This is a genomic window from Pseudomonas sp. LBUM1645, assembly GCF_059716185.1.
In genome coordinates this window covers 6,456,274-6,482,245 of record NZ_CP166811.1, presented here as the reverse complement: position 1 = coordinate 6,482,245, position 25,972 = coordinate 6,456,274, and the positions used below count along the sequence as shown (strand labels likewise).

At 59.2% G+C, this 25,972-nt stretch carries 21 protein-coding genes; 10 read left to right on the top strand and 11 right to left on the bottom strand.

The annotated features are described in order from the left end of the window. Positions 1 to 37: 37 nt before the first annotated feature. From ACA079_RS29580 to ACA079_RS29535, 10 genes are all read right to left on the bottom strand, one after another. Complete coding sequence (locus ACA079_RS29580; RefSeq protein WP_347803164.1) at positions 38 to 1,600, bottom strand: SpoVR family protein; 1,563 nt, start codon at positions 1,598 to 1,600, stop codon at positions 38 to 40. Next, positions 1,597 to 2,868 carry a YeaH/YhbH family protein gene (locus ACA079_RS29575; protein WP_033056219.1) on the bottom strand — a complete coding sequence of 424 codons (1,272 nt, stop codon included), beginning with the start codon at positions 2,866 to 2,868 and terminating at the stop codon, positions 1,597 to 1,599. The genes ACA079_RS29580 and ACA079_RS29575 overlap by 4 nt, the downstream gene beginning before the upstream one ends. A 202-nt stretch (positions 2,869 to 3,070) precedes the next feature. Next, a complete protein-coding gene (locus ACA079_RS29570) occupies positions 3,071 to 4,993 on the bottom strand; it encodes a PrkA family serine protein kinase (RefSeq protein ID WP_008147199.1) in 1,923 nt (640 codons plus the stop codon). Positions 4,994 to 5,289: 296 nt separating this feature from the next. Then, positions 5,290 to 5,619 carry a thiosulfate sulfurtransferase GlpE gene (gene glpE / locus ACA079_RS29565; RefSeq protein ID WP_008147200.1) on the bottom strand — a complete coding sequence of 110 codons (330 nt, stop codon included), beginning with the start codon at positions 5,617 to 5,619 and terminating at the stop codon, positions 5,290 to 5,292. A 33-nt stretch (positions 5,620 to 5,652) separates the two neighbouring features. Continuing rightward, positions 5,653 to 6,534 carry a symmetrical bis(5'-nucleosyl)-tetraphosphatase gene (locus ACA079_RS29560; RefSeq protein ID WP_497701826.1) on the bottom strand — a complete coding sequence of 294 codons (882 nt, stop codon included), beginning with the start codon at positions 6,532 to 6,534 and terminating at the stop codon, positions 5,653 to 5,655. After that, complete coding sequence (apaG, locus tag ACA079_RS29555; RefSeq protein WP_046052365.1) at positions 6,534 to 6,914, bottom strand: Co2+/Mg2+ efflux facilitator ApaG/CorD; 381 nt, start codon at positions 6,912 to 6,914, stop codon at positions 6,534 to 6,536. Before apaG ends, ACA079_RS29560 begins: the two co-directional genes overlap by 1 nt. A 121-nt stretch (positions 6,915 to 7,035) precedes the next feature. Next, entirely contained in the window at positions 7,036 to 7,854 is an 819-nt protein-coding gene (rsmA, locus tag ACA079_RS29550) for a 16S rRNA (adenine(1518)-N(6)/adenine(1519)-N(6))-dimethyltransferase RsmA (protein ID WP_033056215.1), read from the bottom strand. Further along, a complete protein-coding gene (gene pdxA, locus ACA079_RS29545; protein WP_497701825.1) occupies positions 7,851 to 8,840 on the bottom strand; it encodes a 4-hydroxythreonine-4-phosphate dehydrogenase PdxA in 990 nt (329 codons plus the stop codon). Before pdxA ends, rsmA begins: the two co-directional genes overlap by 4 nt. Beyond that, complete coding sequence (gene surA, locus ACA079_RS29540) at positions 8,837 to 10,153, bottom strand: peptidylprolyl isomerase SurA (protein ID WP_497701824.1); 1,317 nt, start codon at positions 10,151 to 10,153, stop codon at positions 8,837 to 8,839. Before surA ends, pdxA begins: the two co-directional genes overlap by 4 nt. Then, positions 10,134 to 12,950 (bottom strand): LPS-assembly protein LptD, encoded by a 2,817-nt coding sequence (locus tag ACA079_RS29535; RefSeq protein ID WP_497701823.1) that lies wholly within the window; start codon positions 12,948 to 12,950, stop codon positions 10,134 to 10,136. Before ACA079_RS29535 ends, surA begins: the two co-directional genes overlap by 20 nt. Positions 12,951 to 13,080: 130 nt before the next feature. Here ACA079_RS29535 and ACA079_RS29530 point away from each other — a divergent pair, with 130 nt between their 5' ends. Genes ACA079_RS29530 through ACA079_RS29520 form a run of 3 tightly spaced genes read left to right on the top strand, consistent with a single transcriptional unit; the run spans position 13,081 to position 15,537 of the window. Then, positions 13,081 to 14,100 carry an aminoglycoside phosphotransferase family protein gene (locus ACA079_RS29530; protein ID WP_497701822.1) on the top strand — a complete coding sequence of 340 codons (1,020 nt, stop codon included), beginning with the start codon at positions 13,081 to 13,083 and terminating at the stop codon, positions 14,098 to 14,100. Continuing rightward, entirely contained in the window at positions 14,097 to 14,768 is a 672-nt protein-coding gene (gene murU, locus ACA079_RS29525; RefSeq protein ID WP_046045378.1) for an N-acetylmuramate alpha-1-phosphate uridylyltransferase MurU, read from the top strand. Before ACA079_RS29530 ends, murU begins: the two co-directional genes overlap by 4 nt. Position 14,769: 1 nt before the next feature. After that, positions 14,770 to 15,537: a TerB family tellurite resistance protein gene (locus ACA079_RS29520; protein ID WP_497701821.1), complete on the top strand. Its 768-nt coding sequence runs from the start codon at positions 14,770 to 14,772 to the stop codon at positions 15,535 to 15,537. 100 nt (positions 15,538 to 15,637) lie between these two features. Here ACA079_RS29520 and ACA079_RS29515 read toward each other — a convergent pair whose 3' ends face one another. Next, positions 15,638 to 16,627, bottom strand: coding sequence for an alpha/beta hydrolase family protein (locus ACA079_RS29515; RefSeq protein ID WP_497701820.1), 990 nt, complete (start codon positions 16,625 to 16,627; stop codon positions 15,638 to 15,640). A 73-nt stretch (positions 16,628 to 16,700) separates the two neighbouring features. Between ACA079_RS29515 and ACA079_RS29510 the strand changes: the two genes are divergently transcribed. The 7 genes from ACA079_RS29510 to ACA079_RS29480 all read left to right on the top strand — a co-directional run bounded on the left by ACA079_RS29510 (position 16,701) and on the right by ACA079_RS29480 (position 25,953). Next, positions 16,701 to 19,100, top strand: coding sequence for a PAS domain-containing sensor histidine kinase (locus ACA079_RS29510; RefSeq protein ID WP_497701819.1), 2,400 nt, complete (start codon positions 16,701 to 16,703; stop codon positions 19,098 to 19,100). Further along, positions 19,101 to 19,730 (top strand): response regulator, encoded by a 630-nt coding sequence (locus tag ACA079_RS29505; RefSeq protein ID WP_003210977.1) that lies wholly within the window; start codon positions 19,101 to 19,103, stop codon positions 19,728 to 19,730. Between the two features lie 354 nt (positions 19,731 to 20,084). Then, positions 20,085 to 21,209: an ABC transporter ATP-binding protein gene (locus ACA079_RS29500; RefSeq protein ID WP_497631832.1), complete on the top strand. Its 1,125-nt coding sequence runs from the start codon at positions 20,085 to 20,087 to the stop codon at positions 21,207 to 21,209. Positions 21,210 to 21,258: 49 nt separating this feature from the next. Next, a complete protein-coding gene (locus ACA079_RS29495) occupies positions 21,259 to 22,302 on the top strand; it encodes an ABC transporter substrate-binding protein (RefSeq protein ID WP_095127226.1) in 1,044 nt (347 codons plus the stop codon). Positions 22,303 to 22,498: 196 nt separating this feature from the next. Next, complete coding sequence (locus ACA079_RS29490; RefSeq protein ID WP_497701818.1) at positions 22,499 to 23,746, top strand: ABC transporter permease; 1,248 nt, start codon at positions 22,499 to 22,501, stop codon at positions 23,744 to 23,746. Positions 23,747 to 23,758: 12 nt separating this feature from the next. Further along, positions 23,759 to 24,583 carry an ABC transporter permease gene (locus ACA079_RS29485; protein WP_149629957.1) on the top strand — a complete coding sequence of 275 codons (825 nt, stop codon included), beginning with the start codon at positions 23,759 to 23,761 and terminating at the stop codon, positions 24,581 to 24,583. A gap of 221 nt (positions 24,584 to 24,804) precedes the next feature. Then, positions 24,805 to 25,953 carry an iron-containing alcohol dehydrogenase gene (locus ACA079_RS29480; protein WP_497701817.1) on the top strand — a complete coding sequence of 383 codons (1,149 nt, stop codon included), beginning with the start codon at positions 24,805 to 24,807 and terminating at the stop codon, positions 25,951 to 25,953. Positions 25,954 to 25,972 lie beyond the last annotated feature (19 nt).

Below are 25,972 nucleotides of genomic sequence, written 5' to 3'. Positions count from 1 at the left end.
TAACCTTTGCGTCGAACCTCCGGAGGCAGAAACAGGATCAAAGATGGATGACAGCCAAGTCCAGCCGGCCGTAATCCCCTTCGCTGTGTTCACCTCTGGGCGGAACATGATGGACTTTCATCACCTGGTCGCCTTGCAGGGTTTCCAGATGAATATCGAAGCCCCAGAGTCGGTGCAGGTGCTTGAGCACTTCCTCGGTGGACTCGCCCAGCGGTTTGCGGTCGTGTTGCTGGTGACGCAAGGTCAGCGAGCGGTCACCACGCCGGTCGATGCTGTAGATCTGCACGTTGGGTTCACGATTGCCGAGGTTGTACTGCGCCGCCAGGGTTTCACGGATGATGCGGTAGCCACCTTCGTCATGAATGGCCGGGACCAGCAGATCGTCCTTCTGGTCGTCATCAAGAATGCTGAACAACTTCAGGTCACGGATCACCTGGGGTGACAGGTACTGCAGGATGAAGCTTTCATCCTTGAAGCTGCTCATGGCGAATTTGATGCTCGACAGCCAGTCGGTGCCAGCAATCTCAGGGAACCAGCGGTAGTCCTCTTCGGTAGGGTGTTCACACATGCGGCGAATGTCCCGATACATGGCAAAACCCAGGGTGTAGGGGTTGATGCCGTTGTAGTAGGGGCTGTCGAAGCCGGGTTGATAGACCACGCTGGTGTGGGACGTCAGAAACTCCATCATGAAGCCGTCGGTTACCAGGCCTTCGTCGTACAAGTCGTTCATCAGGGTGTAGTGCCAGAACGTCGCCCAGCCCTCGTTCATCACCTGAGTCTGACGCTGCGGGTAGAAATATTGAGCGATCTTGCGCACGATCCGCACGATTTCCCGCTGCCATGGCTCCAGCAGTGGTGCATGTTTTTCGATGAAGTAGAGGATATTTTCCTGAGGTTCGGCGGGGAAACGCGCGTTGTCCTTGTCGCTGTACTTGTCCGCACCTTTTGGAATGGTCCGCCACAGGTCGTTGATCTGTTTCTGCAAATGCTCTTCCCGATCCTTTTGCCGGCGACGTTCTTCTTCGGCGGAAATCGGATACGGACGTTTGTAGCGATCGACTCCGTAGTTCATCAGGGCGTGGCAGGAATCCAGCAGGTCCTCGACCGCGTCGATACCGTGGCGCTCTTCGCACTGCATGATGTATTGCTTGGCGAAGACCAGGTAATCGATGATCGAACTGGCGTCAGTCCAGGTACGGAACAGATAGTTGCCTTTGAAAAAGCTGTTATGCCCGTAGCAGGCATGGGCGACGACCAAAGCCTGCATGCAGATGGTGTTTTCTTCCATCAAATAGGCAATGCATGGGTCCGAGTTGATCACGATCTCGTAGGCCAACCCCATCTGCCCACGGCTGTAGGATTTTTCGGTGCTGAGGAAGTGTTTGCCATAGGACCAATGGTGATAACCCAGCGGCATGCCGACGGAGGCGTAGGCGTCCATCATCTGCTCGGCGGTGATCACTTCGATCTGGTTAGGGTAAGTATCGAGCGCGTAGCGAGCCGCCAGACGACTGATTTCTTTGTCGTAGGCCTGAATCAGCTCGAACGTCCATTCGGAGCCGGTGGAAATGGGTTGGCGCTTCTGCTCTTTGGCGGTCATGTCACTAACCTGCGCTGGAAGAGTTCACGGAAGACCGGATAGATATCCCCGGCCGAGACCAGTTGTTGCTGGGCAAAAGTGTCAGAGAAGGCTTCGGCGATGCGTTCGTACTCGAACCACAGGGCCTGATGTTCGCGGGGGGTGATCTCAACGTAAGTGTAGTACTGCACGAACGGCATGATCTGGTTGATCAGAATGTCGCGGCAGATCGGCGAGTCGTCGTTCCAGTTGTCGCCGTCGGAGGCCTGGGCGGCATAGATGTTCCACTCGTTGCTCGGATAGCGTTCGGCCATGATCTCCTGCATCAGTTTCAAGGCGCTGGAAACGATGGTGCCGCCGGTTTCGCGGGAGTAGAAAAACTCCTCTTCATCCACTTCCCGGGCACTGGTGTGGTGGCGGATGAACACGACGTCGATCTTGTCGTAGTTACGCTTGAGAAACAGGTACAGCAGGATAAAGAAACGCTTGGCGATGTCCTTGGTCGCTTGGGTCATGGAGCCGGACACGTCCATCAAGCAGAACATCACCGCTTTGGAGCTGGGGTTGGGTTGCTTGATGAGCAGGTTGTACTTGAGGTCGAAAGTATCGAGAAACGGTACGCGATGAATGCGCGCACTGAGTTTTTCGATTTCTGCTTCGACTTCCTGAATATCGCCGAAGTTGTCTGGCTCATCACGCTTGAGTCGCAGCAGTTCTTCTTTGGCTTCGCGCAATTTTGCCCGGCTGCTGCCAGATAGGGCGATTCGCCGTGCATGGGCCGAGCGCAAGGTGCGGATGATGTTGATCCGCGACGGATTGCCCTCGTTACTGATCCCGGCACGAACGGTCTTGAAGGTGTCGGTGCCGGTCAGGTTGCGCTTGACCAGGTTCGGCAGTTCAAGGTCCTCGAACATGAATTCGAGGAATTCCTCCTGGGTGATCTGGAAGACGAATTCGTCCATCCCTTCGCCCGAGTTCCCAGCCTTGCCGGGGCCTCTGCCACCTCCACCTCCGGGCGGGCGGGCAATGTGCTCGCCACTGGTGAATTCCTTGTTGCCCGGATGCACGACGGTCTGCTTGCCACCGCGACCGTGGTGAAGCACCGGCTCGTCAATGTCGCGGCCGGGGATGCTGATCTGTTCGCCGTGCTCCATATCGGTAATGGAACGCCGGCTGACCGCCTCTTCGACAGCCTTTTTGATGTGATCACGGTAACGCCGCAGAAACCGCTGACGGTTCACCGTGCTCTTGTTCTTGCCATTGAGACGTCGGTCGATCACATAGCTCATGACTGCTCCTTAGAAGCTGTCCTGAAAGGGGCGAGCGGTTATGCAGCATCGACTGTGCCAAGGGATGTTCACGCTCCCCCAAGCGCTTTTGGACGCTGCCTGAACCTCGCTACCGACTTTCGAACACCTTCCAGAGGTCTGTGTAACAGAAAATGCGTACACAGGCCTCTGGCTGACGACAACCGGTCTGACCGGCAGCGGGTTATTGTGATTTTCTGACCCGCAGGTACCACTCGGACAGCAGTCGTACCTGTTTGTCGGTGTAGCCCCGCTCGACCATCCGTGTGACGAAGTCGTTGTGTTTCTGCTGGTCCTCTTTGCTGGCCTTGGCATTGAAACTGATGACTGGCAGGAGGTCCTCGGTGTTGGAGAACATTTTCTTCTCGATGACCACCCGCAGTTTTTCGTAGCTGAGCCAGGTCGGGTTCTTGCCGTTGTTATTGGCCCGGGCGCGCAGTACGAAGTTGACGATTTCGTTGCGGAAATCCTTCGGATTGCTGATGCCGGCCGGTTTTTCGATTTTCTCCAGTTCTTCGTTCAGCGCTACGCGGTTGAGGATCTCGCCGGTTTCCGGGTCGCGGTATTCCTGGTCCTGGATCCAGAAGTCGGCGTACAGCACATAGCGATCGAAGATGTTCTGGCCGTACTCGCTGTAAGACTCGAGGTAGGCGGTCTGGATTTCCTTGCCGATGAACTCGATATAACGCGGTGCCAGGTACTCCTTGAGGAAGCGCAGATAGCGTTCGCGGGTTTCCGCCTGGAATTGTTCCTGTTCGATCTGTTGTTCCAGCACGTAGAGCAGATGCACCGGGTTGGCGGCGATTTCGTGCGGGTCGAAGTTGAAGACCTTCGACAGAATCTTGAACGCGAAGCGGGTCGACAGGCCGTTCATGCCTTCGTCGACACCGGCGTTGTCGCGGTATTCCTGGATCGACTTGGCCTTCGGATCGGTATCCTTGAGGTTTTCGCCGTCATATACGCGCATTTTGGAGTAGATGTTGGAGTTTTCCGGCTCTTTCAGTCGCGAGAGTACGGTGAACTGGGCAAGCATTTTCAGGGTGTCAGGCGCGCAGTGAGCCTTGGCCAGGGAGCTGTTGAACAAGAGCTTGTCGTAGATCTTCACTTCGTCGCTGACCCGCAGGCAGTACGGCACTTTGACGATGTAGATCCGGTCGATGAAGGCTTCGTTGTTCTTGTTGTTGCGGAAGGTGTGCCATTCCGATTCGTTGGAGTGGGCCAGCAGGATCCCGGTAAACGGAATCGCCCCCAGACCTTCGGTACTGTTGTAGTTGCCTTCCTGAGTGGCGGTCAGCAGTGGGTGCAGCACCTTGATCGGCGCCTTGAACATTTCGACGAATTCCATCAGGCCCTGGTTGGCCCGGCACAGTGCGCCCGAGTAGCTGTAGGCGTCGGCGTCGTTCTGTGGGTATTCCTCCAGTTTGCGGATATCGACCTTGCCTACCAGTGCCGAAATGTCCTGGTTGTTTTCATCTCCCGGCTCGGTTTTGGCCACGGCGATCTGGTTGAGGATCGACGGATACAGCTTCACCACCCGGAACTGGCTGATGTCGCCGCCGAATTCGGCGAGGCGTTTGGTAGCCCATGGCGACATGATGGTGTTGAGATAGCGCCGTGGAATGCCGAAGTCTTCCTCGAGGATCGCACCATCTTCGGTGGCGTTGAACAGACCCAGAGGTGATTCGAATACCGGCGAGCCCTTGATCGCGTAGAAGGGCACTTTTTCGATCAGCTGTTTCAGCTTCTCGGCCAGGGACGATTTACCGCCACCCACGGGACCGAGCAAATAGAGAATCTGTTTCTTCTCTTCCAGGCCCTGAGCGGCATGGCGGAAATACGACACGATCTGGTCAATGCATTCTTCCATCCCGTGGAAGTCTTCAAAGGCCGGATAGCGGCGGATCACCTTGTTGGAAAAGATTCGCGACAGCCTCGAGTTGGCCGAGGTGTCGAGAAGCTCCGGTTCACCGATGGCCAGTAACAGACGCTCGGCGGCGGAGGCGTAGGCGCTGCGGTCGCTTTTGCACAGCTCCAGATACTCTTGCAGCGAGAGTTCTTCCTGGCGTGTGGACTCGAAGCGTTGTTGGAAGTGGCTAAAGATACTCATGACGTCACCTCGCTCGATACGTGGAGCCGACGCCGGATCATTCAGTCGATGCTGGCAGCGACCGAATATGCAGTCGCTGTTTACCCCCCAGAACTCTTTCGAAGCTGACTACCCCGAAAGCTACTCCCGATGACCCGCGCGCCGGTGTACCGGCTCTCCCCTGTTTTGGATGGCCTGCGCTTAAGGATAGTTGGGAATTCGGGAGGTAAAGGCGAGATACGTAATTAGTTGTGGCAGACCGTTCGTCTGCCACCGCGCGAGCCCGCGGGGGCCGGGGCTTGCGCGTTACAAAAAAATTATTCGGAAGTGCCTTGCGCCGTTTCCGAAGGATAAGTCGTACGCCACAGCTCAAAACCGCCATCCATGCTGTAGACGTCGGAGAAGCCCTGACTAATGAGGTAAGCAGCGGCGCTCTGGCTGGAGTTGCCGTGGTAGCAGACGACCACGGTCGGTGCGTCGAGGTCGGCAGCGCGGATGAAATCCGAGATGGAGTGGTTATCCAGATGCTTCGAGCCGGCGATGTGCAGTGCGGCGAAGGTCGCTGGGTCGCGAACATCGACCACCACCGCGCCTTGTTCGCGCAGGGCCTGGGCCTGTTCTGGGGGGATACGTTTGAATTCGCTCATGGCGGGCTCCTGTGGCTCGGCTGAAAGCGCAGTCTAGCGCGGGGCGCTGGCTGACGATGGTTCGGGGGTAAGTGCGGCGACTGGCGGCAGGGCAAGGCCATGCTCGTCGCATTTGCAAGACAGGCGTTCACCGCTGTCGACATTCATGAGGGTCAGGGCGCCACCCCAGACACAACCGGTGTCGAGGGCCGAGATGCCTGGCTCATTGCATCGGCCTTCCAGAGCGGCCCAGTGGCCGAAGATGATCTTCAGGCCCTTGGTCTTGCGCTCTTTGTGCTGAAACCAGGGTTTGTAGCCCGGCGGCGCATTGTCGAGGCCTTCCTTGCTTTTAAGGTCAAGCTTGCCCTCGGCGGTACAAAACCGCATGCGGGTGAAATAGTTGGTGATCACCCGCAGGCGTGTCACGCCTTTGAGGTCGTTGTCCCATTTCGCCGGATCGTTGCCGTACATGCCATCGAGGTAGGGCGGCAACAGGTTGTCGTCGCGCAATGCCGTCTCGACTTCGGCGGCATACTTCAAGGCCTTGCGCAGTGACCACTGGGGCGGAATGCCAGCATGTACCAGGGCGACATCGCGCTGTTCGTCGTAGTGCATGAGCTTTTGCTGACGCAGCCACTCCAGCAGTTCCGCGCAATCGGGCGCTGCGAGAATCTCGAGCAGGGTGTCGGACTTCTTCAGGCGTTCGATGTTTTTCCCGGCGGCCAGCAAGTGCAGGTCATGGTTGCCGAGCACGCACACCAGCGATTCGCGGATGCTATAGAGGAAGCGCAAGGTGTCCAGGGACTGCGGGCCACGGTTGACCAGATCGCCTACCAGCCACAGACGATCCCGTGTCGGGTCGAAGGCGACCTGCTTGAGCAGGCATTGCAATGCTTGAAGGCAGCCTTGCAGATCGCCGACGGCGTACGTTGCCATCAGTGCAGGGCTCCGGGCACCGCTAGACGGAATGGGGCGATGATGGCGTCGAAGTGTTTGCCGTCATCGGCAACCATTTCATAAGTGCCCTGCATCGTGCCGACCTTGGAGGTCATGACGGTGCCGCTGCTGTAGGTGTGGCTTTCGCCCACGTCAATCAACGGCTGCTGGCCAACAACGCCCGCACCGCGAACCTCTTCGACATGCCCGTCACCGTCGGTGATCACCCAGTGCCGCGACAACAGTTTGGCCGGTAGCTCGCCATTGTTGTGCACGGTGATGGTGTAGGCGAAGGCAAAGCGGTTTTGCTCGGGTTGCGATTGTTCTGCCAGATAGCGGGTGACGACGCTGACGTCGACCTGGTAACGAGGATCGGACATGCAAGAGGCCTTAAACGAAGCGGAACGCGGGGCGTAGCTGATAGAACTCAGTCTAGGCCAAGTATCGGGTAGTAAACCAGACATGAAGGCTGGTGTCCTACCCGATAACGCTCATTGCCTGTCAGTCGGCGGCGGGCGTCTGTAGGACTTGTTCGCTGAGCTTGTCGGCGAGGCGCACGAAGGCGGCCAGATCGAGCTGTTCGGGACGCAGGCTGCCATCAACGCCGGCGGCTTCGATTTCAGCGTTGCTCAGCAGCAGCTTGAGGGTGTTGCGCAGAGTCTTGCGGCGCTGGTTAAAGGCTTCGCGTACGACACGCTCCAACAGCTTGTGATCCTTGGCCGGGTGCGGCAGCACCGCGTGAGGCACCAGGCGCACGATAGCCGAATCGACTTTGGGCGGCGGATTGAACGCGCCCGGGCCAACGTTGAACAGATGCTCAACCCGGCAGTGATACTGAACCATGATCGACAAGCGACCCCAGTCACCACCGCCAGGGCCTGCTGCCAGGCGCTCGACCACTTCTTTTTGCAGCATGAAGTGCATGTCGCGAATCAGACTGGCGTTATGCAACAGGTGAAAAATCAGCGGCGTAGAGATGTTGTACGGCAGGTTGCCGACCACCCGCAGGCTGTTCGGCGCAGCGTTCAGGCTAGTGAAGTCGAACTTCAGCGCGTCGCCCTGATGCAGGTTGAAATTGCTCTTGCTGGCAAATTGCTGGTTGAGGATCGGGATCAGATCCTTGTCCAGTTCCACCACGTCCAGCTGGGCGCCGCTGTTTAGCAGGCCTTGGGTCAGCGCACCCTGGCCAGGGCCGATTTCCAGCAGACGGTCTTCGGGCTTGGCGTGGATGGCGCGCAGGATGCGGTCGATGACGCCGGCATCGTGCAGGAAGTTCTGGCCGAAGCGCTTGCGCGCCCGGTGTTGGTAATGTTCGGTCATAAACGGGTCTCGGCCATCTGGTAGGCGGTTTCCAGGGCGACTTGCAGGCTGCCGGTATCGATTTTGCCGCTGCCGGCCAGATCCAGGGCAGTGCCGTGGTCGACCGATGTGCGGATGATCGGCAAGCCGAGGGTCACGTTGACTGCCGCACCGAAGCCTTTGTACTTCAGCACAGGCAGGCCCTGGTCGTGGTACATCGCCAGCACTGCATCGCAGTGCTCCAGATACTTGGGGGTAAACAGAGTGTCGGCGGGCAGGGGGCCACGAAGGTCCATTCCTTCGCCGCGCAGGCGCTCTAATGTAGGTTCGATAATGTCGATTTCTTCATGGCCCAAGTGTCCGCCTTCGCCGGCGTGGGGGTTGAGCCCACAGACGAGGATGCGTGGCTGGGCAATGCCGAATTTTTCTTGTAGATCGGTGTGCAGGATTCGCGTGACCCGTTCCAGACGCTCCGGCGTGATCGCATCGGCAATCTCGCGAAGAGGCAGGTGAGTGGTGACCAGCGCCACGCGCAAACCGCGAGTGGCGAGCATCATTACCACTTGGGCGGTATGGGTCAGGTCGGCGAGAAATTCTGTGTGCCCGGAAAAGGCGATCCCGGATTCATTGATCACGCCCTTGTGCACAGGGGCCGTGATCATGCCGACAAAATGCCCGTCGAGGCAGCCTTGGCCAGCTCGGGTCAGGGTTTCCAGAACGAAAGCCGCGTTGGCCTTGTCCAGTTGCCCGGCAGTGACCTTGGCGTTGAGCGGTGTATCCCAGACATACAGGCTGTTGGCTGGCGCGGGTACATCCGGCCAGTTGTCCGGGGTGACCGGCAGCAAATCGACAACCACACCCAGCTGCACGGCCCGCTCAAGGAGCAGGTCGCGGCTGGTAATGGCAATCAGGGGATGTGGCTGGGCTTGCGAGGCGAGCAGCAGGCACAGGTCAGGACCTATGCCGGCCGGTTCGCCGGGTGTCAGCGCGAAACGTTTGGGTTTCACTGCGCTGCCTGGTCTGCACCAGGGAGTTTGATCTCTACGTACGCTTCGTCACGGATCTGACGCAGCCAGGTTTGCAGCTCTTCGTCGTATTTGCGGTTACGCAACACGGTCATCGCTTGCTGCTCACGGGCCTGGGAGGTGCTGTCAGTGGCGCGACGGCCAAGGACTTCCAGTACGTGCCAGCCATATTGGGTCTGGAACGGTTTGGACAGCTGACCTTGCGGGGTCTTGGCCATCACTTCGCGGAATTCAGGCACCAATGCATTCGGGTCGATCCAGTTTAGGTCGCCACCGTTGAGGGCGGAACCCGGATCTTCCGAGAAGCTTTTTGCCAGTTCGCCGAAATCTTCGCCCGCTTCGATACGGGTGTAGAGCGACTCAGCCAGCGCCTTGGTTTTCGCTTCGTCGCGGATCGGGCTCGGCTTGACCAGAATATGACGCACGTGCACTTCATCGCGTGTCTGGGTCTCACCGCCACGCTTGTCGAGGATCTTCAGGATGATGAAGCCGCCCGGCGTGCGCATTGGCTGGGTAATGTCGCCGACAGTCATGGTGCTCAGCATGCGATCGAACGGAGGTGGCAGTTGACCGGCTTTACGCCAGCCCATGTCGCCACCTTCCAGTGCGGTTTCGCTGGCGGATTTGGCGATTGCCAACTGACCGAAGTCAGCACCTTGCTTGAGCTGCTGGTAAACCGCGTCTGCCTGTTTGGCTGCATTCTGAATCGCGTCGGAGTTGGCGCTTTCCGGAGTAGGAATCAGGATGTTGGCCAGGCGGAACTCTTCGGACAGCTGCATTTTGCCAAGGTCGGAAGCGAGGAAGTTCTTCACTTCCTGTTCGGAAACCTGGATGCGCTCGGCCACACGACGCTGACGCACACGGCTGATGACCATCTCGCGGCGAATCTGGTCGCGGGCGTCTTCATAAGACAGACCGTCGCGAGTCAGTGCGGTGCGGAATTGTTCAATCGACATGTTATTGCGCTGGGCAATGGTGCCGACAGCCTGGTTCAGTTCTTCATCAGTAATGCGGATACCGGAACGCTCGCCGATCTGCAGTTGCAGGTTTTCGACGATCAGGCGTTCAAGTACCTGCTGATCCAGCACGTTGGCCGGCGGTGCGGCTGCACCACGTTTGGCGATGGTTTGCTGAACTTCATGAACCCGTTGGTCCAGTTGGCTCTGCATGACCACGTCGTTGTCGACAATGGCCACCACTTTATCGATGGACTGTACCGCGGCGTTCGCCGCGGTACCCAGGAACAGCGCGCCCAGTATCAGCGGGCGCAGACAATCAGAAAGCTTGGTCTTCACGTTCACGATAACCTTGGATGCCTTTGTCGAGGAAGCTCTCTACTTTGGCGCCGGTGAGGCCGCCGAGTCCCTTCAGAACAATTTGGAGGAAGACGCCATGGTCGCCTTTTTCGTTTTGCGGAGCGTCCTGGCTAAATTCGTCGTAGTCGACGAAGTAGCGGTTGATCAAACGCAGTTTCCAGCAGCAGTTGTCGTACTCGAAACCACCAAACGCTTCCAGGGTACGGTTACGGTTGTAGTCATACTGCCAGCGGCTGATGGCGTTCCACTGCGGCACGATCGGCCAGATCACCGAGAAATCGTGCTGCTTGATCTTATAGTAGTCCTTCACGTAGCCAGGTTGGCCTGGGGTGCCGTAGTCACCACCGCCCACTTGCCACTTACCGGTGTTCTGGTCGTAACGGATCTGGTCATTGCGATAGCGATAGCCAGCGTTGATGACCTTGTTCGGGTTGTCTTCAGGCTGGTAGTGGAACATCGCGCTACCCGAGCGAGGGCTGCGGCTGTCCGGGTCCCAGTTGTAATCGGCCGTGGTGCGCCAATCGCGGTTCCATCGGTATTCGTATTCCAGCGCATAAGGCGAGACATTAGCCTGCGCATCGTCGCGGGTTTTTGCATCGATACCTGGCAACTGAACTTCACGATCCTTGAAATACATGGCCTGGCCGACGCTGATGCGTTGACGTTCGAAGCCATTGTCTTCGATCCAGCGGTTGGTTATGCCCAGAGACAGTTTGTTCTCGTCGCCGACACGGTCGGAGCCGGAGAAGCGGTTGTCACGAAACAGCGACGCGTAGTTGAAGGTGTATTCGCTGGTGTCGAACACCGGAATATCTTCCTGATCCTTTTCAGGCACGTACAGGTAGAACAGGCGTGGTTCGAGGGTCTGGCGATAGTTCTTGCCGAACCATTGGGTGTTGCGATCGAAGTACAGACCGCTGTCGATGCTTGCAATCGGTACGCCACGGTTCTGGCTGCTGCCGAAATGACCATTGAGGTTTTCAGTCCCGGCTGCAGCTGCGGCTTGATCCTGGGCGGCGATCTGGCTTTTGCCGGTACCGTCCAGATCCAGTTGGTACTGGGTGTATTGGTACTTGAGCGACGGCTTCACGAAGCCATAAGTCCAGTCCAACGGCAGGCTGATCGCCGGTTTGAGATTCAAACGGTCGCCGTTGGCACGTGCCAAGCCTTGAACGTTGTTATCAAGACGCGGTTCAACAGTGCCATCTTCGTTTACGAAGTTACCGTCCTTCAAGTCACGGTCAAACCGTACGACTTCTGTCTCATAGTCGAAATTCAGGCCGCCAGGGTGAGTCGGCAACTGACCATTGAAAGTGATCTGCGGCAAGCGGTCGTACGGCGTAATGTCCGAAACGGTCGCGAGCTGATAAGCCTGTGCGTTCAAGCGAGCGGTGTAGCTGTCGCCACGATAGGTGACAGAACCCTGCTGGTTCACGTAGTCGGCGCTTTTAACCCCGATCTGGTCGGTTTGCAGGTCCTGGAAGTAATACGGATCGCTGATCTTGGTGTAATCGACTTGTGTCAGAACGCGCGAGTCGAGACCGCCCTTGTGCTGCCAGTTATACATGTAGCGGTTTTTCTGGTAGTCGGTCTGCTTGCTGCGATCAGTGTCTTCGTCGTTGAGGTACGCGGCGCCGAACTGACCTTCGCTGGACGGGGTCAGGTAACGGAATTCGCCTTCCATCAACAGCCCGTGCTTGCTCATGTAGCGCGGGTACAACGTGGCATCGTAGTTCGGTGCCAGGTTGAAGTAATACGGTGTGACCAGCAAGAAGCCGGTATCGCTGCCGGTGCCGATGGTCGGCGGCAGGAAGCCGGACTGGCGACGGTCGTCGATCGGGAAATAGATGTATGGCGTGTACAGAACAGGAATGTCTTTGACCCGCAGCGTCACGTTGGTCGCCGTACCGAAGCCGGTGGCCGGGTTCAAGGTGATGTTGTTGCCCTTGAGCTGCCAGGCGTTGCTGTTCGGTTCGCACGTGGTGTACGTACCATCCTTGAGGCGGATGATCGCGTTCTCGGCACGCTTGGCGTACAGCGCATTACCTCGGATACGGGATTTGTGCATCACGTATTCGGCGTTGTCGACCTTGGCTTCACCGGTGTCGAGCTGCACGTCGGCGTGGTCGCCCACGATCAGTGCGCCGTTGTCGCGAACACGGACATTGCCGCTCAGTTCGCCACGGCTCTCAGCCTGGTAGAGGTTCGCTTCGTCGGCTTCGACCTGCATGCTGCCCTGACGCATGACCACGTCACCCGCCAGGGTCGCAACCTGCTCATCTTGCTTATAGCGAGAGGCTTTGGCGCCGAGAAAGGTCGGAGCGTCACTTTTATTCGTCTTGTCATTCATGCCAGGACGAATCGGTTCGATATAGGAACCAGCGCAGTAAGGACCGGTTTCGGCCAATTGCGCTGCAGTGAGCTTCTCGCGCGGAACCCAATCGAGGTGACTGTAGTCTTCGCTACGCGACTTCAGGCCGCGGCCCTTGGATTCGGTCACCTGCACAGGCTTGGCGCCGGTGTCTTGACTAACACCGCCGTCAGCCGGAGTCTCGCCGCTGGTGCTTACCGCCGCACTGCCGTCATGGACGGGGCGAGGTGGCAGCGCAGCTGCTGGAGATTTTGGCGCACAGTTCCAGGCACCCGAAGCAGAGACTGAGCAGTCATACTGTTCCGCGGCGACCACGAACGAAGTGGCTAGAGGTTGCAGGGCCAGCAGACTGCCGGTAACCAACAACGGAAATTTTTTACGAAACGCGGGGGATTTCAATGCCATCTTATTAGTCCGGGCTTCCTGCGTGCCATCTGCCCGCGGTGTGGGCCGCACGCCTCTCGATGGTCTGAAAAAGATGCTGGATAATAAAGCATGACCCGCTTGACGGCTAGCGCCGTCGGAGACCCTTGCAATGCCTGACCAAGATGTACGTTTGCAACACCTGAAAGTTTGGCTCGATGAGCAATTGGCTGCCCTCTTTGCAGAACAGGGTTGGGGGGGCGTACCCCCGGCCACGTTGACCGCGGCCAGTAGCGATGCGAGTTTTCGACGTTATTTTCGCTGGGAAGGCGAGGGCAGAAGCTTCGTCGTGATGGACGCGCCACCGCCCCAGGAAAACTGTAAACCCTTCGTGGATATCGCTTTTTTGCTGGCGAAATCCGGAATAAATGTTCCGAAAATTTATGCCGAAGACCTCGAACGTGGTTTTCTTTTGCTCAATGACCTGGGCAACAAGACTTACCTGGACGTGATCGACAGCGAAAATGCCGACGATTTGTTCAAGGATGCCCTGCAAGCGCTGCTGGCTTTTCAGCAGTTGCCGATGGTTGCACCTCTGCCAAGTTATGACGTGGCGCTGCTGCGTCGCGAGCTGGAATTGTTCCCCGAGTGGTACGTGAAGCGCGAGTTGGGCATCGAGTTCGACTCGGCGCAGCAAATGCTCTGGCAGAGCGTGACTGAGTTATTGATCGACAGCGCACTGGCCCAGCCTAAAGTGTTGGTGCACCGCGATTACATGCCGCGCAACTTGATGCTCAGCGAGCCAAATCCCGGTGTGCTGGATTTCCAGGACGCCGTCTATGGTCCCGTGACCTACGACGTGACCTGCCTGTTCAAGGATGCGTTCCTCAGTTGGCCCGAGGAGCGTGTGCGCGGCTGGCTGGAAGCTTACTGGCAGCAAGCGGGCGATCTCGGGATCCCGGTTCAGCCCGACTTCGAAGATTTCCTGCGTGCCAGTGACCTGATGGGCGTGCAGCGGCACCTGAAAGTGATCGGCATCTTTGCCCGCATCTGCCACCGCGACGGCAAGCCGCGCTATCTTGGCGATGTACCGCGTTTCTTTGCTTATATAGACGCCGTGATCGCCCGCCGTCCTGAACTGGCCGAGCTGGATGTGTTGCTGCTGAGTCTGCGTGCTGGAGCGAATGCATGAAGGCAATGATTCTGGCAGCAGGCAAAGGCGAGCGCATGCGCCCGCTGACCTTGACCACGCCGAAACCGCTGGTTCGCGCCGGCGGTATACCGTTGATCGAGTATCACTTGAAAGCCTTGGCGGTGGCGGGGTTTACCGAGGTGGTGATCAACCATGCCTGGCTCGGCCAGCTGATCGAAAACTACCTGGGCGATGGCTCGCAATACGGCGTACGTATTCAGTACTCGCCGGAAGGTGAACCGCTGGAAACCGGAGGCGGGATTTTCCGCGCGCTGCCGTTGCTGGGTGACGAGGCCTTTATGGTGGTCAACGGTGACATCTGGACCGACTACGACTTCAGCGTGTTGCACCAACCCATCACCGGGCTGGCGCATTTGGTGTTGGCGGACAACCCTGCCCATCATCCGACCGGCGATTTCAGCCTGATCGACGGGCAAGTGCGCGACGGTCAACCGGACACTGCAACCTTGACCTACAGCGGCATCGCGGTCCTGCACCCGCAGCTGTTTGACGGTTGCTCCGCCGGCGCCTTCAAGCTTGCACCGCTGCTGCGCAAGGCCATGGCCGATGGACACGTCACGGGCGAGCACTTGAATGGACATTGGGTGGATGTTGGCACTCACGAACGTCTGGCTGAAGTCGAAACCCTGCTAGAAGCGAGACGCTGACATGCTGTGGCCAGGGACTCTGATTGGAGCCGGAGCGGGCTTTTACATCGCCAGCATTCCGGGGGCCATGCTGGGCGCCTTGTTGGGGCAGGTGCTGGATCGGCACTTGCACATACAGAGCTGGGCGCACTTGCGAGAAAAGCTCGGTGGCCGCTCGGTGCTGCGCAACGATGAACTGCTGTTTGTGTTGTTGGGACGGTTGGCCAAGAGCGATGGACGGGTGGTGGAAGGCCACATCCAGCAGGCCCGTCAGGAAATGCGTTCTCTGGAAATGACCGAGTCGGCCCAACTTCGGGCAATTGCCGCGTTCAATCGCGGCAAGTCGGGAGATGACCGATTGAGCGGTTACCTGCGCCGCTTGCGTACTCAACCCCATGCCGCCGAAGGCGTCTTGCGCGCCTGTTGGCGGATGATTTGGGCTGATGGCCGCGCCGGTAGCGCTGAGCGAGAGCTGATCAGACAGTGGGGTAAATGGCTGGGCTGGACGTCGCGGCAGGTGCTGGCTCTGTCGGCCGATTACGAGCAGCACAAGTTTGCACAGGCCAGCAGTGCGTTGACCTATCAAGATGCTCTGCGGCTTTTGGGCGTTTCGGCGACCAGCGAGCCGGCGCAGATCAAGCATGCTTATCGACGCCTGCTGAGTCGCCATCACCCGGACAAGATCGCCGGCAGCGGTGCGACGGCGCTGCAGGTGCGCGAAGCGACTGATAAGACTCGCGAACTGCATAGCGCCTACACGTTGATTCGCGAGCGACGGGATTTTCGGTAGTGGCCCGGAAGATCAAAAGATCGCAGCCTGCGGCAACTCCTACAGGTGTACGCATAACCCAGCGTAGGAGCTGCCGCAGGCTGCGATCTTTTGCTTTTGCTTAATTCGCGTTCTGTGGATTCAACCACCCACGCACTCGACGGAACAGCTGCTCTTGCTCAGCCTTGGAATTACCCGGCAAAGCCTTGAGCGAGACCTGACTGAACCCCGAAGTCTTCAAACGTTTGCTGGCTTGCAAGCGTTCCAGCGCCAGGTTGCGATCCAGCGGCTTGTCCATGTAGAAAATGTCTGCGGTGGGCAGCTTCAGGGTCGGTGTCAGTTCGACCAGCTCTGGTTTGGCTTTCGCCGGCATCTGAGCGGCGACCATCACAAACTTCTCCACTTGCGAGGGCTGCTTCTCGCTCAGGTAGCGCGCCGCCCAGTAAGCGCCAGTGCCATGCCCCAGCACGACAATGCTGCGAGCGCTTTGCTGTTCGGCGTAGGCAATCGCGGCGTCGATGCGGGCGAAGATTCGTTCGGCGTCGGCTTTGGCCTGTTCCTCGGTGGTTTCGGTGATCGCTTTGTCCGCTACCTCCGCTTCGCCACCCGCCGCTTGTTCGATGGGCGCGGCGGTGGTCGAGTCTTTGCTGCTGGTGTCAGGGGCTTTTGGTGTGGGTGCCACTTCTACGATACGCGGCGCAATGGCATCGCTTTGCAGGTCCGGCAAGGTGATACTCAGGCTGCTCCACTCGGCGTCCGGCAATTTACGTCGCAATGGACCTATTGCTTGCGGCCAGTCAACGGTTTCGCCGGCGCCCGGGATGATAATCACCGCGCCTTTGGGGTCGCCGGTATTGGCCGGTTTCCACAAGGCCAGAAACGTGTCGCTGCCCGCTTGCAGTTGTTGCTGTTCCTGAGCCGGGATCTGTCGCTCAAGTGCAGACGCTTCTTCCTGACTACGCTCAAGCAGCGGCTGGCGCTCGACCGGTTTTTCTTCGGCGGGTGTTCCCGTAGTGGTAGGCGCCGGGGCGGCGGCCTCGACGGAAAAGGCGCAAGGCAGGATCAGCGACAGGCACAATGCTGGCAGTGCCAGGCGGTAGACAGGGGGCATCGGATATTCCAGGCCAGAAGTTATTCCGGCAGCCTAATGGGTTGGTCAGTATTTGTCAGTGTGTGAGATTTCGATGATGCGTTTTCGCTGCCTGTGGGTTATCGGCTGTTTGTGGTTTCCCTTGATGGGCTGGGCGGCTCCCGCGCCACCGGTGCACGTCGCTCAATTGTCCGCGGGCCAGCAGCAATGGCTGGCGCAACATGGCGAATTGCGCGTGGGGCTGGTGTTGCAAGTGCCCTACGCCCAATACGATCGCCGTTTGCAGCGTTTGTCTGGGGTTAATGTCGAGCTGATGAAGTGGCTGGCCAAGGCGCTCAAAGTCGAGCTGAGCTGGCGCAACTTTCCCGACCTGGCGCAACTGGAAGCCGCCGCGCGCGAGGGTGAAATCGACATCGCGCCGGGGCTCACCCAAACCCCCGGAGGCCTGCGGCTCTGGCAGTTTTCCGACCCGTATATGAGGGTGCCGCAACTGGTGGTCAGCGACCAGAAAAGCACCGGCGTGGTAGAACTGGAAAAACTCGACAGCCAGACCCGCGTCGCCGTGCGCATGCCCGGCGCTACCGCCGATTACCTGCGCAGCAATTACCCACACTTGAACCTTCAAGGCGTACCGATCGAGCGCCAGGCACTGCAACTGTTACTGAGTCAGCAGGCCAGTTACGCCGTGGTCGACGAAGCGCAGCTGGGGCGTTTGTCCGCCGAACCTGAGTTCGCCGGACTGGTGGTGGTCGGTGATATCGGCCTGCCGCAACTGTTGCGGGTGGCCACGCGTCGGGACTGGCCGGAATTGGCGGGCATCGTCGAAAGCGCGTTGCGGGCGATCCCGGCCAAGGACCTGGAGCAACTGCATAACCAATGGCTGCAACCCAAATACCCGCGCCTGACCGAGTCCCCGGGTTTCTGGCAAAACCTCTGTCTGTTGTTGGCGGTGCTGATGCTGAGCAGCATGGCCATCGTGTTCTGGCAACGTCGGCAGCAGCACAGTCTTGAACATCGTTTGCGGGCCGCGCGCGAAGACATAGCCCTGCGTGCCGCCAGTGAAGAAGCCTTGCGTCTCACTCAGTTTTCCATCGATCAGAGCACCGTCGGCATCCTTTGGGTCAACTGGGACAGCCATGTGCGCTACGCCAATCGCGCGGCCGAAACCATGCTGGGTTATCCGGCGGACGGGATCATTGATCGGCCGCTGATCGACTTCGAGCCCGGCTTGCACATGGATCGCTGGCTGAACCTGTGGAAACGCGCCCGGGCCAGCGAGGAAGGCCCGCAAAGTTTCGAAACCAACTGCAAACGGGCGGATGGCAGCAACCTGCCGGTGGATGTTTCGCTGAGCTTTTTGCGATTTCGCGACAGCGAATACCTGGTGGTCTACCTCAACGACGTCACCGAGCGCCGTCGTGCATTGGCCGCGTTGCAGGAAAGCGAGGCGCGACTGCAAGGGATCGCCGCCAACGTTCCAGGACTGGTCTTTCGTCTGGAACGGGCGCCGGTGACGGGGCAGATCGATTTTGCCTACATCAGTGAAGGCAGCGAGAGCCTGGTGGGTTACTCACCGGCGACCCTGGCCCATCGCGACAAAGGCCTGCGCAGCCTGGTGCACCCGGACGACAAGGCCAGTTATCACCAAACCCAGGACCATGCGCTGGATACCGACAGTGACTGGTCGTGGCAGGGACGGATTCTCACCCGATCCGGCGAACAGCGCTGGGCCGAGATCAAGGCAATCACCCGTCGACTCGAAGACGGCGCCTATGTCTGGGACGGGATCGTCTGGGACATCAGCGAGAGCAAGCGCATCGAACTGGAACTGGCCAGCTCTCGCGAGCAGTTGCGTGAGTTGTCCGCGCACCTGGAGAGCGTACGGGAAGAGGAAAAGGCCCGCATCGCCCGGGAAGTTCACGACGAACTGGGTCAGATGCTCACCGTGCTGAAGCTGGAAACCTCCATGTGCGAACTGGCTTACGCCCAGCTCGATCCCGGTCTGAACGAACGTTTGAACAGCATGAAGCGACTGATAGCGCAGCTGTTCCAATTGGTACGCGATGTCGCCACAGCGCTGCGACCGCCGATTCTCGACGCCGGGATTGCCTCGGCCATCGAGTGGCAGGCCCGCCGATTCGAGGCGCGAACGCAGATTCCGTGTCTGGTGCAGGTGCCGGAGAATCTGCCGGTGCTCAGTGATGCCAAGGCGATTGGCCTGTTCCGGATCCTTCAGGAAGCGCTGACCAATGTCATGCGCCATGCCCAGGCGCATACTGTCGAGCTGACTCTGGCGTTGGAAGGCGACGAGTTGTGTCTGACCGTCAGCGATGATGGCGTAGGATTTGTCCCCGCCACCGGTAGGTCGACATCCTTTGGGGTAGTCGGCATGCGCGAACGGGTGTTGATCATGGGCGGACAGTTGTCGCTTGAGAGTGAGCCGGGTGAGGGCACGACCCTAAGCGTGCGAGTGCCGCTGGATGAGGAGAAGTAAGTGATCCGTGTACTGGTAGCCGAAGACCACACCATCGTTCGCGAAGGCATCAAGCAATTGATCGGCCTGGCCAAGGATTTGCTCGTGGTAGGGGAGGCGAGCAATGGCGAGCAGTTGCTCGAGACCTTGCGCCATGTTCCCTGCGAAGTGGTCTTGCTGGACATCTCCATGCCCGGGGTTAACGGGCTGGAGGCGATTCCGCGGATTCGCGCGCTGAACAATCCGCCGGCGATTCTGGTGTTGTCGATGCACGACGAAGCGCAAATGGCCGCCCGTGCGTTGAAGGTCGGTGCTGCGGGTTATGCGACCAAGGATAGCGATCCGGCGCTGCTGCTGACGGCGATCCGCAAGGTCGCGGCGGGCGGGCGCTACATCGACCCGGACCTGGCCGACCGTATGGTCTTTGAAGTCGGCTTGACCGATTCGCGGCCGTTGCACTCGTTGCTGTCCGAGCGCGAGTTCTCGGTGTTCGAACGCCTGGCCCAGGGCGCCAACGTCAACGACATCGCCCAGCAACTGGCCTTGAGCAGCAAAACCATCAGCACCCACAAGGCGCGGTTGATGCAGAAACTCAACATCACCTCCCTGGCGGAGCTGGTGAAGTACGCCATGGAGCACAAACTCCTCTAAGAACACCGCTGTCCCCTGTGGGAGCGAGCTTGCTCGCGATAGCGGCGGGTCAGTCACAGAAATGTTGAATGTGCTGCCGTCATCGTCGGAACGCCGCCCGGAGCAAGCTCGCTCCCACAGGGCCGTGGTGGCATGTCCATTTACGACACGCCTTCAGATCCGCTTTTGCCTGTTCTTGCGGCTTGCAGCTTCAAGATTGCCGCTGCCCCTATCCATCCCCGCCATCCTTGTAGGGCAATCCCTACCCCCAACCTTCCATCCTGCTGAGGCCATTCTCTCCTGCGCCCCGATTTGCGTGGTCAGCAGCGTCCACTAGGCTTAGTCCACAGCAGTCATCACAACAAAGGTGTGGGTATGAGCCAGGTCGATTCAAACGCAGGGGCCAGCGATATTCTGGTCAGCTTTCGTGGAGTACAAAAAAGCTACGACGGCGAGAACCTGATCGTCAAAGACCTCAACCTGGAGATTCGCAAAGGCGAATTCCTCACCTTGCTCGGCCCGTCCGGCTCCGGCAAGACCACCAGCCTGATGATGCTCGCCGGTTTCGAAACACCGACCGCAGGCGAAATCCAGCTGGCCGGGCGTTCCATCAACAACGTGCCGCCGCACAAACGCGACATCGGCATGGTGTTCCAGAACTACGCATTGTTCCCGCACATGACGGTCGCCGAGAACCTGGCGTTCCCGTTGACCGTGCGCGGCCTGAACAAGAGCGATGTCAGCGACAAGGTCAAAAAAGTCCTGAGCATGGTTCAGCTCGACACCTTCGCCCAGCGTTATCCGGCACAACTGTCCGGCGGTCAGCAACAGCGTGTGGCCCTGGCCCGCGCCTTGGTGTTCGAACCGCAACTGGTGCTGATGGACGAACCCCTCGGCGCACTCGACAAACAACTGCGCGAACACATGCAGATGGAAATCAAACATCTGCACCAGCGCCTCGGCGTGACCGTGGTCTACGTGACCCACGACCAGGGAGAAGCCCTGACCATGTCCGATCGCGTGGCCGTGTTCCACCAGGGCGAGATCCAGCAGATCGCGCCGCCGCGCACCCTCTACGAAGAGCCGAAAAACACCTTCGTCGCCAACTTCATCGGCGAGAACAACCGCCTCAACGGCCGCTTGCACAGCCACACCGGCGACCGCTGCGTGGTTGAGTTGGCGCGCGGTGAAAAGGTTGAAGCCCTGGCGGTCAACGTCGGCAAGACCGGCGAACCCGTCACGCTGTCGATTCGCCCCGAGCGCATTAGCCTTAACGGCGCAAGCGATCAGTGCGTCAACCGCTTCTCAGGGAGGGTGGAGGAATTCATCTACCTGGGCGACCACGTCCGGGTTCGCCTGGAAGTCTGCGGCAAGACCGATTTTTTTGTGAAACAACCGATTGCCGAGCTCGATCCCGCGCTGGCCGTCGGCGACGTGGTACCGCTTGGCTGGCAGGTCGAACACGTTCGCGCGCTCGACCCACTTCTAGAGGCGCATTGATCGCCCCCTGCTTCAACAACACCAACCCTGCACGTGGAGAGAACAATAAATGTTGAGATCCCTGAAATTCACCGCTTTGGTCATGGGCATGATCGGCGCGGCACACGCAATGGCGGCGGGCCCGGACCTGACCGTGGTGTCCTTTGGCGGGGCGAACAAGGCAGCGCAGGTCAAAGCCTTCTACGCACCGTGGGAAGCGGCAGGTAACGGCAAGATCGTGGCGGGCGAATACAACGGCGAGATGGCCAAAGTCAAAGCCATGGTCGACACCAAAAGCGTGTCTTGGGACTTGGTAGAAGTTGAATCGCCAGAACTGTCCCGTGGTTGCGACGAAGACATGTTCGAGCAGCTTGATCCGAAGTTGTTCGGCAAGTCCGAAGACTACGTCAAAGGCGCCATCCAGCCATGCGGCGTGGGCTTCTTCGTGTGGTCGACCGTGCTGGCCTACAACGCCGACAAACTGGCTTCCGCACCGACCAGTTGGGTGGATTTCTGGGACACCAAGAAATTCCCGGGCAAACGTGGCCTGCGCAAAGGCGCCAAGTACACCCTGGAATTCGCTCTGATGGCCGACGGCGTTGCGCCGAAAGACGTCTACAAAGTACTGGCCGGCAAGGATGGTCAGGACCGCGCGTTCAAGAAGCTTGATGAACTCAAGCCAAGCATTCAGTGGTGGGAAGCCGGCGCGCAACCGCCGCAGTACCTCGCTTCCGGCGACGTGGTCATGAGCTCGGCCTACAACGGCCGGATCGCTGCCGTGCAGAAAGAAAGCAACCTGAAAGTCGTGTGGAATGGCGGCATCTACGACTTCGACGCATGGGCCATCCCGAAAGGCCTGGATAAAGCACGCGCTGAAGCGGCGAAGAAATTCATCGCTTTCTCGGTGGCACCGCAGCAGCAGAAGACCTACTCGGAAAACATCGCCTACGGCCCGGCCAACATTCAAGCCGTACCGTTGCTGGCCAAGGATGTCCTGAAAGACATGCCGACCACCCCGGAAAACATCGCCAACCAGGTGCAGATCGACGTCAGCTTCTGGGCTGACAACGGTGAGCAACTGGAACAGCGCTTCAATTCCTGGGCTGCGAAGTAACTAGAGGGCTCGCCCTCCTGTGAGGGCGAGCTTTTGTGGCGAGGGAGCTTGCTCCCGCTTGAGTGCGCAGCACTCACAAAACTGGACGTTGTTAACAGATTTTTGGGGCCGCTTCGCAGCCCAGCGCAAGCAAGCTCGCTCGCCACAAAAGCCCGCTCCCACATCAACGATTGATCAAAGATTTCCGGAGTACGCCATGGCCACCGCCATTCCCCTGAACGCGGGCACCGACCCCACCTTGAAGCAGCGGCTCAAGCACGCCGAGCGGATCAACCGCTGGAAAGCACAAGCCTTGATCGCGCCGTTGGTGCTGTTTCTGTTGCTGGTGTTCCTGGTGCCCATCGTGGCGCTGCTCTACAAAAGCGTTGGTAACCCGGAAGTGGTCGGCGGCATGCCGCGCACCGTGGCAGCTATCGCCAGTTGGGATGGCCGAGGCCTGCCCGCTGAACCGGTTTACAAGGCCGCCAGCGAAGACCTCGCTGAAGCGCGCAAGAATCAGACCCTGGGTGACCTGTCCAAGCGCTTGAACATGGAGTTGGCCGGCTACCGCAGCCTGCTGACCAAAACTGCACGTGCCTTACCGTTCGCCACCGAACCGGCCTCTTATAAAGAAGCGCTGGAAGGTCTCGACGAGCGCTGGGGCGACCCGGCCTACTGGCAAGCCGTGCGCCGCAACACCAGCAGCATCACGCCTTATTACTTGCTGGCGGCGGTCGATCACCGTATCGACGACCTCGGCGAACTCGCCCCGGCCACGCCCGATCAGGCGATCTACCTCGACATCTTTGCCCGGACGTTCTGGATGGGGCTGATCATCACCGTGATCTGCCTGCTGCTGGCGTATCCGTTGGCCTACCTGCTGGCGAACCTGCCATCTCGGCAAAGCAACCTGCTGATGATTCTGGTGCTGCTGCCGTTCTGGACCTCGATCCTGGTGCGGGTCGCTGCGTGGATCGTGTTGCTGCAGTCGGGTGGCTTGATCAACAGCGGCCTGATGGCCATGGGCATCATCGATAAACCGCTGGAGCTGGTGTTCAACCGCACCGGGGTTTACATCTCCATGGTGCACATCCTGCTGCCGTTCATGATTCTGCCGATCTACAGCGTGATGAAAGGCATTTCGCCGACCTACATGCGTGCCGCGATTTCCCTCGGCTGCCACCCGTTCGCCAGTTTCTGGCGGGTGTATTTCCCGCAGACCTATGCCGGTGTCGGCGCCGGTTGCCTGTTGGTGTTCATCCTCGCCATCGGCTACTACATCACCCCGGCCTTGCTGGGCAGCCCGAACGATCAGATGGTCAGTTACTTCGTCGCCTTCTACACCAACACCAGCATCAACTGGGGCATGGCGACCGCACTCGGTGGGCTGCTGCTGTTGGCGACCGTGGTGCTTTATCTGATTTACAGCTGGCTGGTAGGCGCCAGTCGCCTGCGCCTGAGCTAAGGGGAGAACGAAATGCTGAGTCCTTATATGTCGCCCATTGAGCGGGTGTGGTTCTACAGCTTGCGCATTCTCTGCGGGCTGGTCCTGTTGTTCCTGATTCTGCCGGTGCTGGTGATCATCCCGCTGTCGTTCAACTCCGGGAGTTTTCTGGTGTACCCGTTGCAAGGCTTTTCGCTGCACTGGTACCAGGATTTCTTCGCTTCGGCCGAGTGGATGCGTTCGCTGAAGAACAGCATCATCGTTGCTCCGGCGGCGACGGTGTTGGCGATGATCTTCGGTACGCTGGCCGCCATCGGCCTGACACGGGGCGACTTCCCCGGCAAGGCGCTGGTGATGGCGCTGGTGATTTCGCCGATGGTGGTGCCGGTGGTGATCATCGGTGTGGCGAGCTATCTGTTCTTCGCGCCACTGGGTCTGGGTAACAGCTTCTTCTCGCTGATCGTGGTGCATGCGGTGTTGGGTGTGCCGTTTGTGATCATTACCGTGTCGGCGACCTTGCAGGGGTTTAACCAGAATCTGGTGCGTGCTGCTGCGAGCCTGGGTGCTTCGCCGCTGACGGCGTTCCGTCGGGTGACTTTGCCGCTGATTGCGCCTGGCGTGATCTCCGGTGCGCTGTTTGCCTTCGCCACTTCGTTCGATGAAGTGGTGGTGACGCTGTTCCTCGCCGGTCCCGAACAAGCGACCCTGCCACGGCAGATGTTCAGCGGTATCCGCGAAAACCTCAGCCCGACGATTGCTGCCGCAGCGACCCTGCTGATTGCCTTCTCGGTAATCCTGCTGCTGACCCTGGAATGGCTGCGTGGCCGTAGCGAGAAACTGCGTACCGCCCAGGTCTAAAGCTACACACCGCCCAACTGTGGGAGCGAGCTTGCTCGCGATAGCGGACTATCAGTCGACAACAATGTTGAATGTCAGGCCGCCATCGCGAGCAAGCTCGCTCCCACATTGGTTTTGTGCGGTGTTCGAGGTCGCTGGTCATTCATGGCCTGAATAGCAGACAATCCCAAATCCCCAGCTACTCTTGTGCCCAGCTCCCCTATCTATAAGAGGCTGCGCACATGAGTCTTTCCTCTTTCAAAATTGCTCACAAACTGATCACCGGCGCAGGTGCCATAGAGCAACTGGCGGCTGAGCTGACACGCCTGGACATCGACAACCCGCTGATCGTCACCGATGCCGCACTGGTCAAGTCCGGCACGGTCGAGCTGGCGCTCGCGCAGTTGGGCGACCGAACCTACGAAATTTTCGACCGTGTGCTGCCAGACCCGGAAATCGCCATCGTCGAAGACTGCATGCGGGTCTACCGCGAGGGCGGGCACGACGGACTGATCGGCCTGGGCGGCGGCAGTGCCATCGACATCGCTAAAAGTGTCGCGGCCTACGCCGGTTATCACGGGGCGCTGGAAGATCTGTTTGGCATCGATCAGGTGCCGCGCAAAGGCCCGCCGCTGATCGCCATCCCTACCACCGCTGGCACCGGCTCGGAAGTCACCAACGTGGCGATCCTCTCCGACAAGGTCGCGCAGCTGAAGAAAGGCATCGTCAGCGACTATCTATTACCGGACGTGGCGCTGGTCAGCCCGCAAATGACCCTGACCTGTCCGCGCAGTGTCACTGCCGCCAGTGGCGTCGATGCACTGGTGCACGCCATCGAATCCTATCTGTCGCTGAACGCCTCACCGATTACCGACGCGCTGGCCATCGGCGCCATCAAGCTCATCGCCAAGGCGCTGCCCAAGGCTTACGCCAATCCGTCCAATCTCCAGGCCCGCGAAGACATGGCCACCGCCAGCCTGATGGCCGGTATGGCGTTTGGTAATGCCGGGGTCGGCGCGGTGCACGCGCTGGCGTATCCGCTGGGCGGCCGTTACAACATTGCCCATGGCGTCAGCAACGCCTTGCTGCTGCCGTATGTCATGACCTGGAACAAAATGGCCTGCGTTGAGCGTATGCAAGATATCGCCGAGGCCATGGGCGTGAAGACCGCTCATCTGAGCGCCAACGACGCGGCCGACAAAGCCGTCGAGGCGATGACCGAGCTGTGCGCCGCGGTGGAAATCCCGCCAGGCCTGCGCAGCTTCGGCGTTCCCGAAGACGCGATCCCGGCCATGGCCGTGGAAGCGGCGGGAATTGAGCGCCTGATGCGCAACAATCCGCGCAAACTGAGCGCCGTCGACATAGAGAAGATTTACCGAGCGGCCTACTGATCATCGCAGTCACGTCGCG